The 13,777-nt window shown below is 71.0% G+C and carries 11 protein-coding genes; 3 read left to right on the top strand and 8 right to left on the bottom strand.

Annotated features, from left to right (window positions below):
- Positions 1–36 precede the first annotated feature (36 nt).
- Complete coding sequence (dop, locus tag IE249_RS21565) at positions 37–1,548, bottom strand: depupylase/deamidase Dop (RefSeq protein WP_373304425.1); 1,512 nt, start codon at positions 1,546–1,548, stop codon at positions 37–39.
- Positions 1,549–1,781: 233 nt separating this feature from the next.
- A complete protein-coding gene (arc, locus tag IE249_RS21560) occupies positions 1,782–3,548 on the bottom strand; it encodes a proteasome ATPase (protein ID WP_189706949.1) in 1,767 nt (588 codons plus the stop codon).
- Positions 3,549–3,791: 243 nt separating this feature from the next.
- On the opposite strand from arc, the gene IE249_RS21555 reads away from it, so the two are divergent.
- Complete coding sequence (locus IE249_RS21555) at positions 3,792–4,097, top strand: ferredoxin (protein ID WP_189706947.1); 306 nt, start codon at positions 3,792–3,794, stop codon at positions 4,095–4,097.
- 113 nt (positions 4,098–4,210) lie between these two features.
- Here IE249_RS21555 and IE249_RS21550 read toward each other — a convergent pair whose 3' ends face one another.
- From IE249_RS21550 to IE249_RS21540, 3 genes are all read right to left on the bottom strand, one after another.
- Positions 4,211–4,792 (bottom strand): hypothetical protein, encoded by a 582-nt coding sequence (locus IE249_RS21550; protein WP_189706945.1) that lies wholly within the window; start codon positions 4,790–4,792, stop codon positions 4,211–4,213.
- 230 nt (positions 4,793–5,022) lie between these two features.
- Positions 5,023–5,925, bottom strand: coding sequence for a tRNA (adenine-N1)-methyltransferase (locus tag IE249_RS21545; RefSeq protein ID WP_189706943.1), 903 nt, complete (start codon positions 5,923–5,925; stop codon positions 5,023–5,025).
- 111 nt (positions 5,926–6,036) lie between these two features.
- Positions 6,037–7,656, bottom strand: a complete 1,620-nt coding sequence (locus tag IE249_RS21540; protein WP_189706941.1) for a site-2 protease family protein — start codon at positions 7,654–7,656, stop codon at positions 6,037–6,039.
- A 572-nt stretch (positions 7,657–8,228) separates the two neighbouring features.
- On the opposite strand from IE249_RS21540, the gene IE249_RS21535 reads away from it, so the two are divergent.
- On the top strand, positions 8,229–9,104 hold the full coding sequence (locus IE249_RS21535) for a RecB family exonuclease (protein WP_229859020.1): 876 nt from the start codon (positions 8,229–8,231) through the stop codon (positions 9,102–9,104).
- Between the two features lie 44 nt (positions 9,105–9,148).
- Positions 9,149–9,820, top strand: a complete 672-nt coding sequence (locus tag IE249_RS21530; protein ID WP_004990257.1) for a response regulator — start codon at positions 9,149–9,151, stop codon at positions 9,818–9,820.
- Positions 9,821–9,900: 80 nt separating this feature from the next.
- Here IE249_RS21530 and IE249_RS21525 read toward each other — a convergent pair whose 3' ends face one another.
- The 3 genes from IE249_RS21525 to IE249_RS21515 all read right to left on the bottom strand — a co-directional run.
- Positions 9,901–11,505 carry an ABC transporter substrate-binding protein gene (locus IE249_RS21525; protein ID WP_189706939.1) on the bottom strand — a complete coding sequence of 535 codons (1,605 nt, stop codon included), beginning with the start codon at positions 11,503–11,505 and terminating at the stop codon, positions 9,901–9,903.
- A 434-nt stretch (positions 11,506–11,939) separates the two neighbouring features.
- Positions 11,940–12,641, bottom strand: a complete 702-nt coding sequence (locus IE249_RS21520; RefSeq protein ID WP_189706937.1) for an HAD family hydrolase — start codon at positions 12,639–12,641, stop codon at positions 11,940–11,942.
- A 207-nt stretch (positions 12,642–12,848) separates the two neighbouring features.
- A partial coding sequence (locus IE249_RS21515; protein WP_308434385.1) for a vitamin B12 dependent-methionine synthase activation domain-containing protein occupies positions 12,849–13,777 on the bottom strand: 929 nt, incomplete at its 5' end.

The raw sequence follows: 13,777 nt of genomic DNA, 5'->3' as shown, positions 1-13,777 counted from the left end.
TTCACCCCGTCCGGCCTGCTCGTCCCGGGTACCCGGTCAGCCGCCGGACAGGACCCTGACCAGGTCCTCGGCCGTACGGCAGCGGTCCAGGAGCTCCTTGACGTGATTACGCGTTCCGCGAAGCGGTTCCAGGGTTGGGACCCGCTGGAGGGAGTCACGGCCCGGCAGGTCGAAGATCACCGAGTCCCAGGAGGCCGCGGCCACGTCGTCGGCGTACTGCTCCAGGCAGCGGCCGCGGAAGTAGGCGCGGGTGTCCTCCGGCGGCTTCGTGCGGGCCGTGTCGACCTCGGACTCGTCCAGGAGGCGCTTCATCCGCCCACGGGCCGCCAGGCGGTTGTAGAGGCCCTTGTCGGGGCGCACGTCGGAGTACTGCAGGTCGACCAGGTGCAACCGGGCCGCGTCCCAGTCCAGGCCGTCACGGCGCCGGTAGCCGTCCATGAGCTCGCGCTTGGCGACCCAGTCCAGCTCGCCGGCCAGGCTCATCGGGTCGTTCTCCAGGCGGTTGAGGGTGTCCTCCCAGCGGGCCAGGACGTCCTTGGTCTGCTCGTCGGCGTCGGCCCCGAAGCGCTCCTCGACGTACTTGCGCGACAGCTCGAAGTACTCCATCTGGAGCTGCACCGCGGTGAGTGTGCGGCCGCTGCGCAGCGTGACCAGGCGCTTGAGCGTGGGGTCGTGCGAGACCTGGTGGAGGGTGCGCACCGGCTGGTCGACGGCCAGGTCGACGGCGATGAAGCCGTCCTCGATCATGGACAGGACCAGGGCGGTGGTGCCCAGCTTGAGATAGGTGGAGATCTCGGAGAGGTTGGCGTCCCCGATGATCACGTGCAGCCGGCGGTACTTCTCCGCGTCGGCGTGCGGCTCGTCGCGGGTGTTGATGATGGGGCGCTTCAGGGTCGTCTCCAGCCCGACCTCGACCTCGAAGTAGTCGGCGCGCTGGCTGAGCTGGAAGCCGTGCTCGTGGCCGTCCTGGCCGATGCCGACGCGGCCGGCGCCGGCGAAGACCTGGCGGGAGACGAAGAAGGGCGTGAGGTGGCGCACGATGTCCGAGAAGGCGGTCTCCCGCTTCATCAGGTAGTTCTCGTGCGTGCCGTAGCTGGCGCCCTTGTTGTCGGTGTTGTTCTTGTAGAGGTGGATCGGCTGGGCGCCGGGCAGCTGGGCGGCCCGTTCGGCGGCCTCGGCCATGATCCGTTCGCCGGCCTTGTCCCACAGGACGGCGTCGCGGGGATTGGTGACCTCGGGGGCGCTGTACTCGGGGTGGGCGTGGTCGACGTAGAGCCGTGCGCCATTGGTGAGGATGACGTTGGCCAGGCCGATGTCCTCGTCGGTGAGCTGGCTGGAGTCGGCGGCCTCGCGGGCGAGGTCGAAGCCTCGGGCGTCCCGGAGCGGGTTCTCCTCCTCGAAGTCCCAGCGGGCCCGGCGGGCCCGGTGCATCGCCGCCGCGTAGGCGTTGACGATCTGGGACGAGGTGAGCATGGCATTGGCGTTGGGGTGGCCGGGGACGGAGATCCCGTACTCGGTCTCGATGCCCATTACTCGCCGTACGGTCATGCGGCCCTCCTTGCCCGGCGGCGGCCTCGGTCGTGGGCGCCGCTCAAGTACCGCTGGGACTCAGATGCCTGTGCGGTGCCCGTCCCCGCACTGCGCGATCCGGCGGTACGAAAGAGCCTAGAACGCCTTTGCGCTGGTGGGGAGATCATTTGCGTCATTGCCTGCTCCATGCGGTGGCCCCGGAAAACAGCCGGCTGCGGGTACCCGCCGAGGGCACCCGCAGCCGCCCCGCTTTACAGGTACTGACCGGTGTTCGCCACCGTGTCGATGGAGCGTCCGGTGTCCGCGCCCTGCTTTCCGGTGATGAGGGTGCGGATGTAGACGATCCGCTCGCCCTTCTTTCCGGAGATCCGGGCCCAGTCGTCCGGGTTGGTGGTGTTGGGCAGGTCCTCGTTCTCCTTGAACTCGTCCACGCAGGCCTGGAGCAGGTGGGAGACGCGGAGGCCCTTCTGGTTCTTCTCGAGGAAGTCCTTGATCGCCATCTTCTTGGCGCGGCCCACGATGTTCTCGATCATGGCGCCGGAGTTGAAGTCCTTGAAGTACAGGACTTCCTTGTCGCCGTTGGCGTAGGTGACCTCCAGGAAGCGGTTCTCCTCGGATTCGGCGTACATGTGCTCGACGGCGGTCTGGATCATGCCCTGGACCGTCGAGTCCTTGTCGCCGCCGTGCTCGGCGAGGTCGTCGCCGTGCAGCGGGAGCCGCTCGGTGAGGTACTTGCCGAAGATGTCCTTGGCCGCCTCGGCGTCCGGACGCTCGATCTTGATCTTCACGTCCAGCCGGCCGGGCCGCAGGATGGCGGGGTCGATCATGTCCTCACGGTTGGAGGCGCCGATCACGACCACGTTCTGCAGGCCCTCCACGCCGTCGATCTCGGCGAGCAGCTGCGGGACGATGGTGTTCTCCACGTCCGAGCTGACGCCGGAGCCGCGGGTGCGGAAGAGGGACTCCATCTCGTCGAAGAAGACGATGACCGGGGTGCCCTCGCTGGCCTTCTCCCGGGCCCGCTGGAAGACCAGGCGGATCTGCCGCTCGGTCTCGCCGACGTACTTGTTCAGCAGCTCGGGGCCCTTGATGTTGAGGAAGAAGCTCTTGCCGGCGGCCTGCCCGGTCACCTCGGCGACCTTCTTCGCCAGAGAGTTGGCGACCGCCTTGGCGATGAGCGTCTTGCCGCATCCGGGGGGACCGTAGAGCAGGACGCCCTTCGGCGGACGCAGTTCGTGCTCCTTGAACAGGTCCGGGTAGAGGTACGGCAGCTCGACCGCGTCGCGGATGGCCTCGATCTGGTTGCCGAGGCCGCCGATCTGCTCGTAGCCGATGTCGGGGACCTCTTCGAGGACGAGTTCCTCGACCTCGCTCTTGGGCACGACCTCGTAGACGTACCCGGAACGGGGCTCCAGCAGGAGGGCGTCGCCGGGGCGGATGGTCACGTCGAGCAGCGGCTCGGCGAGCCGCACCACCCGCTCCTCGTCGGTGTGCCCGAGCACCAGGGCGCGCTCGCCGTCCTCGAGGATCTCCTTGAGGGTGACGATGTCGCCGACGCGCTCGAACTCCATGGCCTCGACCACGTTGAGCGCTTCGTTGAGCATCACTTCCTGGCCACGCCTGAGGTCGTCGAGCTCGACGCTCGGGCTGACGTTCACCCTCAGCTTTCGGCCGCCGGTGAAGATGTCCGCCGTGCCGTCCTCGTTGGCCTGCAGGAAGACGCCGAAGCCGGCCGGCGGCTGGGCGAGCCGGTCGACCTCCTCCTTGAGGGCCACGATCTGGTCACGCGCCTCGCGGAGCGTGTTCGCCAGCCGCTCGTTCTGCGCGGACACGCCGGCCAGGTTGGTCTGCAGCTCGACGATCCGCTCCTCGAGAATCCTCGTGTGTCGCGGAGAGTCGGCGAGCTTGCGTCGCAGGACGGCGATCTCCTGCTCAAGGTAGGCGATCTGCCCGGCCGGGTCCTCGGACCCTCGTCCCGGGCGGATGCCGCGGTTCATGTCGTCGTCGTGGGCTGCCACGGTCCTCACCTCCTCCAAGGGGAGCTGGACGCTTCCAGACCCTACCTGGGCGGGTGTCGATTGAAACCCCTAGATCACAAAGTCTGTCGGGGTGTGTCCGATCTTCACCCTTGCGCTCTCCCTCACGCCAGGGGAATACCCACCGAACATGATTGGAAAGCCGTCGGAGGTAGGGTCGAGACGTTCAACACCCGTCAGAGCTGGCCTGATTCCCCGCACGGCTCGACGTACACGGCAGGAGAGATGAACGTGCAGCAGCGGACCTCGGACGGTGACGAGGCACTGGAGGTCTGGATCGACCAGGACCTGTGCACCGGCGACGGCATCTGCGCGCAGTACGCGCCGGAGGTGTTCGAGCTGGACATCGACGGCCTGGCCTACGTGAAGGGTGCGGACGACGAGCTGTTGCAGGCCAGGGGGGCCACAACGCCCGTGCCGCTGCCGCTTCTCACGGACGTGGCCGACTCGGCGAAGGAGTGCCCGGGCGAGTGCATCCATGTGCGCCGCGTCTCGGACAAGGTCGAGGTGTACGGACCTGACGCGTCGTGACCGTACGCGTGCTGCTGGTGACCGCTGTCTGATTTCTCACAGGCCGTCGGCCATGCGCCCGATGAGCCCCGAAGAGGCGGGGTGAACGAGGTGGGGTGCGCGGGGGCGTGTCGTCACACGCCGCGCGCCTGGCCGGGGGTGGAGCGGACGAACGCGCCGTTGCGCCACTGCCACTTCACGCCCTCCTTGAGGTCGGGGCAGCAATTGGGCACGTCGGACGAGGAGTAGCCGAGCAGGGTGGCGGTGACCGCGCCGTCGCGCACCGCGAAGTCCGTGACGGTGTACCGGTCCTTGGGCGCGACGAGGGTGGCGACCACGCGCGGGGCCGTGGCGCCCGCGGCCTGGGTGAGGACGTAGACGCCGTCGGGCGGGGTGCCCATGGAGCCGTCGCAGTGCACCACCGCGACGGTCTCGGGGCGGCCGTCGCCGTCGAGGTCCCCGGAGGCCTTCTTCACGACGACGGGCTTGAGCGGGCCGCACTGCAGGGGAAACGTCACGCCGGTGGTACTGGGGGGTGCGGCGGCGGCCGGGGCGGGCTTCTTCGCCGGGCCGCCCGCCGGCTGGGCGGCGGTGGCCGAGCCGGGCTGGAGCAGCGGGGAGAGTGCGATCACACCGGCCACGGCGGCCGCGGTGGCCACCCAGTGGATGGGCCGGGCGTGCGTGTGTGCCAGTTCCGGGACGGCGGAGTGCTGCACTAGGAGTGTCTCCCGTGAGGGCTGTGCCGGTGGGGTGGCCAGCATCGTGCCACACGTCACAGTGCGGGGGAACGGTGGGGTGGGTACCCGCGCGGGTTCGCGCCGGCGTCCGCGCGGGCCGTGCTCTCGCCGCCTGGTGCGGGGTCAATGCGAGGGCGCCGTGGCGCAGTTCCCGGAGTGGTGCGGGAACTGCGCCACGGCGCACGTTCGTTGGGGCCGCGTGGGCCGCGTCAGCGGCCAGCGCCTCCGTCGGCGTTGGGGCCCTCGTAGTCCTCGCCGTAGGCGCCCTTGGCGGGGCGGCGGCGGCGCATGGGCGGCTCGACGCCGTCCGCGAGGCGGCGGGCGGTGAGCAGGAAGCCGGTGTGCCCGATCATGCGGTGGTCGGGACGGACGGCCAGGCCCTCGATGTGCCAGTTGCGGATCATCGTCTCCCAGGAGGTCGGCTCGTTGAAGCAGCCGATCTCGCGGATGGACTCCACGGTCCGCGCGAGCTGGGTGGTGGTGGCGACGTAGCAGCACAGGATGCCGCCGGGGACGAGCGCCTTGGAGACGGCCTCCAGGCACTCCCAGGGGGCGAGCATGTCGAGGATGACGCGGTCGACGTCCGTGTCGGACAGGTTGTCCTGGAGGTCGCCGACGGTGAGCTGCCAGGCGGGGTGCGGGCCGCCGAAGTAGCGCTCGACGTTCGCCTGGGCGATCTCGGCGAAGTCGGCGCGGCGCTCGTAGCTGTGCAGCATGCCCTGGTCGCCGATGGCCCGCAGCAGGAAGCTGCTGAGCGAGCCGGAGCCGACGCCGGCCTCCACGACGCGGGCGCCGGGGAAGATGTCGGCGAAGGCGAGGATCTGCCCCGCGTCCTTCGGGTAGACGACGGCTGCCCCGCGGGGCATGGACAGGACGTAGTCGGGGAGCAGGGGACGCAGCGCGAGGTAGGCGACGTTGCCGGTGGTGCGGACAACGCTGCCCTCGGGTGCGCCGATCAGTTCGTCGTGCGGGAAGGAGCCCTTGTGGGTGTGGAAGTTCTTCCCGGCTTCGAGCGTGAACGTGTAGTGGCGGCCCTTGGGGTCGGTCAGCTGTACCTGGTCCCCGACCTTGAAGGGCCCGCGACGGCGGGCGGCACCGGTCGGTTCGGACATGTGACCAGCCTACCGGTCCCCCGAAGGCCCCCTGACCACCTCGCACCACCACGGACACGGGACAGCCGGCAGGCCGTCGGCGGGGTCCCGTCCAGGGGCCGGTGGGCGGTGTCAGCGGGGGGTTGCCGCTGAAGGGCGGGCCATGGCCTTGACGAAGGCTCGTTCCACGTCCGCTGCGGAGAGGACTCCGTAGATCTCGCCGGTGTCCTCGACCACCAGGTACTCGGTGGCCGGGGTGGCGCGCAGGACGTCGAGGAGGTCCTCGCCGGCCAGCTCGGCGGACACCCGCATGCCGTCGGTGAGCTCCTGGGCGAGCTCGCCGGCCTGCACCCAGGGGCGGCGGTGTTCGGGTACGCCGACGATGGCGGACTCGCGGACCAGGGAGAGGGGCTCCCCGTGGCCGTCCACGACGACCAGCGCACGGGCCCCGGCCTCGTTGGCGCGGCGCAGGGCCTCGGCGAGGGAGGTACCGGTCTCCACGGGCACGGCACGCCGGGTGAGCGTGCGGGCGCGCAGCTCGGGCAGGTGCTCGCGCAGGCGGGCCATGCGCAGGCTGTTGCCGGCTCCGGTCCAGATGATCGCGGCGAGGATCGCGGCGAGCAGGGCGTCGGTGACGGTGTCCATGCCGACGCTGTCCTCGGCCGTGGAGCCGAGGGTGCCGGACTGGGTGAGCAGCGGCAGCCCGATGAGCACGGAGACGGCGAGGGCACGGCCGACCCAGGCGGCGGCCACGGTGCCGCTCATCGGCTTGCCGGTGATCTTCCAGACCACCGCGCGGAGCATCCGGCCGCCGTCCAGGGGCAGCCCGGGCAGCAGGTTGAAGACGGCGACGATGAGGTTGGAGATCATCAGCCCGGCGAGCAGGACGCCGGGCACCGTGCCTCTCTGCACCGGCAGCAGCGCCAGGTAGAAGACGCCGGCCAGAACCAGCGAGAGCAGTGGGCCGACGAAGGCCAGCACGAACTCGCGTCCCGGTGTCTCGGCCTCCTTCTCGATCTCGGAGACCCCGCCGAAGAACTGGAGCTGGATGCGGCGCACCGGGAGCTTGAAGCGGATCGCGGCGATGGTGTGGGCGAGCTCGTGGACGAGTACGGAGCCGTAGAAGGCGACCGCGAAGAAGAGGGCCACGAGGTAGCGGGCGGCGCCGAGCTCGGGCAGCACGCGGTCGAGCTGGCCGCCGAACACCCAGGTGATCAGGGCGGCCACCAGGAACCAGCTGGGCGCCACGTACACCGGCACGCCGAAGGGGCGGCCCATGAGCAGCCCGCCCCCGGGCTCCCGCCGCCTGCGCGGCGGCCCGGCCCGACCGGGGTCCGCCTGACCGGGGCCCGCGTGCGCGTGGGCGCGGTCGGGGTGGGTGTCGGGGTCGCCGGGAGGGGCGTGCTCGGGGGTGTGCGAGCCCGGGCCGTGCGGGCCGGCGGTATGCGCGTGGTCGCGGTCGGGGTGGGTGTCCTGCCGGGCGGCGGGCTCCTTCGGGGGCGCGGCGGCGGAGCGTTCCTGCGGCGGTTCGGCGGGGGTCTCCGCCGGCGCCGTGGGCCGTTCCGCGCCCGCGGTGCCGGCGCCGGGCTCCGCGGGGCCGCCCGGGTCCGCGGGGCCGCCCGGGTCCGCGGGGCCCGCCGGGTCGGCGCCGGGGCGCGCGGAGCCGGCGGCCGGGGCCGTCGGGCCCGTGGGGCGCTCGGCCGACTCGTCGCTGCCGGACCGCGGCTGCCCGCTCCCGCCGCTCACGTCCACGGTGTCCCCTCGTTCGAAGCACGTCTCCCGCGCCTGGCGGCCGGAAGGTCTCGGGTCGATGGTATGCGGCCGGGGCGGACGGTTCCGCCCGGCACCCCCCGTGTTTTCCCCTCTTCGTGCGGTTCATGACCGCGGCCGGCTCACTGTCGGTGGCCAGCCGTAAGGTCTGTGGCATGGAGACGAGCACGGAGGGCGAGGCGGCGCCCCGCGACGAGGGCGTACGGGAGCGTACGCCGGAGCGAACCTCGGCCCCGGCGGAGGACCGGCCACCGCCCCCGGCCCCCGCGTCGGAGGCCGAGGCGCCGCCGGCGGCGGGCGCGACGGAGGCCGCACCGACGATGACCGCCACAGCGGAGCCGGCCACCGCGTCCGAGTCGACCGACCTCCCCGGGGCGGCCACCGGCCCCGAGTCGACCGACCTCCCCCCCGCGACCAGCGGTCACGAGGCGACCACCGGCCGTGAGGCGGCCACCGCCCCCGGCACACCGGATGCCCCGGCGGCCCCCGAGGCCCCGGCTGCCCCGGCGGCCCCGAAAGCACCAGAGGTCCCGAAGGCCCCCGCTGCCCCGACCGTGCCCGAAGGTGTCCCCCCGGCCGGGGCGGACGCCACGTCCGAGACCCTCGTCGCTGTCGCCAAGAGCCCGGCCTCGCTCTCGCCGTCCCGGGCCGGGGACTTCATGCAGTGTCCGTTGCTCTACCGGTTCCGGGTGATCGACCGGCTGCCGGAGAAGCCGAGCGAGGCGGCGACGCGCGGCACGCTGGTGCACGCGGTGCTGGAGCGACTCTTCGACGCCCCGGCCGCCGAGCGGACCGCGCCCCGCGCCAAGGCGCTGATCCCCGGCCAGTGGGACCGGCTGCGCGAGAGCAGGCCCGAGCTGCTGGAGCTGTTCGCCGACGACGCGGACGGCGAGCGGCTCGCGCGCTGGCTCACGGAGGCGGAGCGGCTGGTCGAGCGGTGGTTCACGCTGGAGGACCCGACCCGGCTGGAGCCCGCCGAGCGGGAGCTGTTCGTGGAGGCCGAGCTGGACTCGGGGCTGCGGCTGCGCGGGATCATCGACCGGGTGGACGTGGCGCCCACGGGCGAGGTGCGCATCGTCGACTACAAGACGGGCAAGGCCCCCCGGCCCGAGTACGCCGAGGGCGCCCTGTTCCAGATGAAGTTCTACGCCCTGGTCGTCTGGCGGCTGAAGAAGGTCGTGCCGCGCCGGCTCCAGCTGGTCTACCTCGGCAGCGGCGACGTGCTGACGTACGACCCGGTCCTGGCCGATCTGGAGCGGGTGGAGCGCAAGTTGCTGGCGCTGTGGGAGGCGATCCGGCTGGCCACCGAGACCGGTGACTGGCGGCCGCGCCCCACGAAGCTGTGCGGCTGGTGCGACCACCGGGCGCACTGCCCGGAGTTCGGCGGCACTCCCCCGCCCTACCCACTGCCCCTGACACGGGCCACATGAGGGGTGCAGGGCAGAATGGGGCCGGACTAGCGAAGGAGACTCACGTGGCCATCCGCGTCCTACTGGTCGACGACCAGCCACTGCTGCGCACCGGGTTCCGGATGATCCTGGAGGCGGAGCAGGACATCGCGGTCGTGGGCGAGGCCGGAGACGGTCTGCAGGCCCTGGACCAGGTGCGCGCCCTGCAGCCCGACGTGGTGCTGATGGACATCCGCATGCCGCGGATGGACGGCGTGGAGGCGACCCGCCAGATCACCGGCCCGGAGCGCGACGGCCCGGCGAAGGTGCTGGTGCTGACCACCTTCGACCTGGACGAGTACGTCGTGGAGGCGCTGCGCGCCGGGGCGAGCGGCTTCCTGCTCAAGGACGCGCCCGCCAACGAACTGGTGCAGGCGATCCGGGTGGTCGCGGCCGGCGAGGCGATGCTGGCGCCGAGCATCACGCGCCGCCTGCTCGACAAGTACGCCACGCATCTGCCCTCCGGTGACGAGCCGGTGCCGGACACCCTGCACACGCTCACCGAGCGCGAGGTGGAGGTGCTGAAGCTGGTGGCGCGCGGTCTGTCCAACGCGGAGATCGCCGCCGACCTGTTCGTGAGCGAGACGACCGTCAAGACGCACGTCGGGCACGTGCTGACCAAGCTCGGTCTGCGCGACCGGGTGCAGGCCGCGGTGTACGCCTACGAGAGCGGCCTGGTGCGCCCCGGCGCCCAGTAGGCGGGCGAGCGGTAACGAGGGCGCCCCCTCCCGGAAGTCCGGGAGGGGGCGCCCTCGTCGGTGCGCGGGTCCGGCCGGTGTCAGCCGCTCACACCGCGGCCGAGCTCCCACAGCTGCAGGGTGGCCGAGGAGTTCATGGCGTAGGCGGTGCCGGTGATGTCGTCGCGGGCGGCGACGTACTGCTTGCCCTGCCACAGCGGCAGCAGCGGCACGTCGTTGGCGACGATGTTCTGAATGTCCGTCAGGCTGGAGGAGGCCGAGAGCCGGTCGGCCTCACGACGGGACTCGGGGATCAGCGTGTTGCGGATCCTGCTGTTCGCGTACGGGGTGTTGAGGGTGTTGTCCTTGTCCAGGAACGGCGCCAGGTAGTTGTCCGCGTCCGGGAAGTCGGGGAACCAGCCCATGCCGTAGACGTCGTAGGAGCCCTTCTGCTCCGCCGGGCGGAAGGTCTTCCAGGGCGCGCCCTCGATCTGCACGTCGAACAGGCCGCTGGAGTTGAGCTGCTGCTGAAGGACCTCGAACTCCTTCTTGGTGGCCGAACCGTAGTGGTCGGTCGTGTAGTGCAGCGTCAGCTTGACCGGGGTGGTGATGCCGGCCTGGGTCATCAGCGCCTTCGCCTTGGAGACGCTCGGGTCGCCGTACTTGTTGAAGAACGAGTTGGAGTGGCCGGTGACGGTGGCCGCGACCAGCGAGTACAGCGGCTCGGCCTGGGTGCCGTAGACCTTGGAGACCAGGGCGCTGCGGTTGATGACCTGGGCCATCGCCTGGCGCACGGCCTTGCTCTTCACGGTCGGGGCGTTGGTGTTGAAGCCCAGGTAGCGGATCTCCAGGCCGGGCATCTCGACGAGGTCGATGTTGCCGCCGGAGGCGTTGGAGAGCTTGCGGATCTGGTCCGGGGACATCGTGCGGGTCATGACGTCGATGTCACCCTTGTCCAGGGCGGCTCCCATCGCGTCGGCGTCCGCGAACGAACGCATCTCCACCTTGCTGTTGTTGAGCTTCAGCGTCCCCTTGTAGTTGGGGTTCTTGGTGAAGACCGCGTCGACGAGCTCGCCGTCCTTGACGTCGCCCTTCATGGTGTACGGACCGGAGCCGTCCACCTCCAGGCCGTCGCGCAGCTTGTTCTTCTCGTAGTCCTTGGGCTCGACGATGCCCGCGACGGGCGTCGACAGCTTGTACGGGAAGGTGGCGTCCGCGGTGTTGAGGTGGAAGATGACCTCGCGGTCGCCCTGGGTCTCCACGGTGTCGACCGTCGAGAGCAGGCCGGCCACGCCGCTGGCCGCCTTGAGGGCGATCGCGCGGTCGATGGAGTACTTCACGTCGGACGCGGTCACGGCGTCGCCGTTGGCGAACTTCAGGCCCTCGCGCAGCGTGCAGGCGTAGCGCTCGTTGCCACTGTCGGTGAAACCGCACTTCTCGGCGGCCTCGGGGACGGGGTCGCCGTCGCCCTTGGGCAGGATCATCAGCGTCTGCACGGTCTGACGCAGGATGTTCCAGGTGCCGACGTCGTAGGCGGACGCCGGGTCCAGGGGCGCCGGGTCCTCCTTCGAGGCGGTGAACCGGTCCGTGGTGCCGACGACGATGGCGTCGCCGCTCTTGCTGCCACTGTCGGACCCACCGCAGGCGGCGAGTACGGGGGCGAGCAGGCCGACCACCGCCGGCAGCACCAAAGTCTTGCGGTTCATGCTCGAGTTTCTCCAGAGCTGTGATGTCCGTGTACCCGGCATGCAGAGGGTTGGTGCGGCGGATCACGGGGGTAGGGGCGATGTTCTCGCGATGAGATTAGTCCGCGTCCGCAGGAGGGTTCGCGGCCACTGGAGTTGAGTTCCCCTCACGCAGCGGAACCGGGTGCGGACGGACCGAAAACCCGTCCGCGGAAGGATTAGTGCAGCGTTCCATCAATCGGGACACAAGGGCACGCGGACGCCACCCGAAAGGGGGTGAACAGCACACCTCGCGCCCCTTGTCGACCCCCCATGGAGTGGGGAACGTCACACGGCCAACTCTGTGAATGCCGAACGGAATTCGGCCATCCGCAGCGGTTCGAATTCTTTCGTACGCGCCTCGCCCGTAATTCCCGCCGCCGATCCCGGGCGATCTTTGCACGCTCGGTGAACGGTCAGCGCATTTGCGTCATCAGGCCGTGCAGGAATGGCACGTCCACCTCTTCGAGGGAGGTGACCACGGTGCGCCGGGGCGTGGGCGCGATGGGCGCCACGCTGGGCACGGCGATCACCCGGCAGCCCGCCGCCTCGGCGGCCGCGACCCCGGTCGCGGTGTCCTCGACCACCGCGCACCTGGCCGGATCCACGCCGAGCCCGGAGGCGGCCAGCAGATACGGGTCGGGGTGCGGCTTGGTGCGCACCACCTCGTCGCCCGCGACCGACAGGGAGAAGTGGTGCGGGCCGAGCGAGAGCAGGACCCGGTCGATGATGCGCCGGTGGGAGGCGGAGACCAGGGCGGTGGGGATCTCGTGCTCCGCCAGCTCGGCCAGCAGACGGGCGGCGCCGGGCATCAGGGGCAGGGCGCTCTCGATGCGCTCCTCGAAGCCCTGGTTCAGCAGCACCGTGAGCTCGGCGAGGGTGATGGCGGCGCCGGTGGCTTCGATGAGGAACCCCGCGCTGCGGGTCATGGGACCGCCGACCACGACGTGCCGCCAGGACTCGTCGAGGCGGTGCCCGAGGGCCGCGAAGACCTCCACTTCGACGTCCCACCAGAAACCCTCGCTGTCCACCAGGGTTCCGTCCATGTCGAGGAGCACCGCCTGCAGGGCTGAGCCTTCGGCCGTACGGGTTCCGAGCGCGGGGACCGTGCTGGTCATCCGGGCTACCTCCTTGAGGGACGATCAGGCCGGTTCCCGCGCGGGGAACCGGCCTGCAGTGGACCGACCAGTGTACGACTTGTGCGCGCCGAACGCCTCGTTTGAACCGCTCGGCCCGGGGCACCCCGGTTTCACCGCCTCGCGGGGCCGGGACCGGGCCGCGCGAACGGTTCGACGTGCGCCCGTCGGCGGCTCAGCGGCGGCGGCTCAGCGCGCGTTGAAGTACTTCGCCTCCGGGTGGTGGATCACGATCGCGTCCGTGGACTGCTCGGGGTGCAGCTGGAACTCCTCCGAGAGCCGGACGCCGATGCGCTCCGGCCGCAGCAGCTCGGCGATCTTCGCCCGGTCCTCCAGGTCGGGGCAGGCGCCGTAGCCGAGGGAGAAGCGGGCGCCCCGGTACTTCAGGGCGAACATGTCCTCCATGCCGGCCGGGTCCTCGCCCGCGAAGCCGAGTTCGGCGCGCACGCGTGCGTGCCAGTACTCGGCCAGCGCCTCGGCCAACTGCACCGACAGCCCGTGCAGTTCGAGGTAGTCGCGGTAGGAGTCGGCAGCGAAGAGCCGCGCGGTCTCCTCACCGATCCGGGAGCCGACGGTGACGACCTGGAAGCCGACCACATCGGTCTCGCCGGACTCCTCCGGGCGGAAGAAGTCGGCCAGGCACAGCCGGCGGCCGCGGCGCTGGCGCGGGAAGGTGAACCGGGTGCGCTCGTTGCCCTGCTCGTCGAGGATGATCAGGTCGTCGTCCTTGGAGACGCAGGGGAAGTAGCCGTAGACGACGGCGGCCTCCAGCAGGTTCTCCGTCTGGAGCCGGTCGAGCAGCCCGCGCAGCCTGGGCCGGCCCTCGGTCTCCACCAGCTCCTCGTAGGTGGGTCCGGCGCCGGTGCGGGCCTGCTTCAGGCCCCACTGGCCCTTGAACAGGGCGCCCTCGTCCAGCCAGGAAGCGTACTCCCTGAGCTGGATGCCCTTGATGACGCGGGTCTCCCAGAAGGGCGGGGTGGGGACCGGGTTGTCGGTGGCGACGTCGGAGCGGACGTGGCCCTCCTCCGGGCGCTCCTCGATCTCGACGGTGGTGGCGCGGACGCGGCGGGGGCGCAGTTCGGGGAGTTCGGCCCCGGGCACGCCGCGCTTGACGCCGA

This window comes from Streptomyces anandii JCM 4720, from assembly GCF_014650655.1.
GTDB classification, from domain to species: domain Bacteria; phylum Actinomycetota; class Actinomycetes; order Streptomycetales; family Streptomycetaceae; genus Streptomyces; species Streptomyces anandii.
Note: the sequence above shows the minus strand (reverse complement) of the source record. Positions and strands in the feature narration are given on the sequence as shown.

Coding starts and splice junctions, on each gene's coding strand:
- dop (WP_373304425.1), bottom strand. CDS start 1,548: ATGACCGTACGGCGAGTAATGGGCATCGAGACCGAGTACGGGATCTCC.
- IE249_RS21555 (WP_189706947.1), top strand. CDS start 3,792: ATGAACGTGCAGCAGCGGACCTCGGACGGTGACGAGGCACTGGAGGTC.
- IE249_RS21545 (WP_189706943.1), bottom strand. CDS start 5,925: ATGTCCGAACCGACCGGTGCCGCCCGCCGTCGCGGGCCCTTCAAGGTC.
- IE249_RS21525 (WP_189706939.1), bottom strand. CDS start 11,505: ATGAACCGCAAGACTTTGGTGCTGCCGGCGGTGGTCGGCCTGCTCGCC.
- IE249_RS21520 (WP_189706937.1), bottom strand. CDS start 12,641: ATGACCAGCACGGTCCCCGCGCTCGGAACCCGTACGGCCGAAGGCTCA.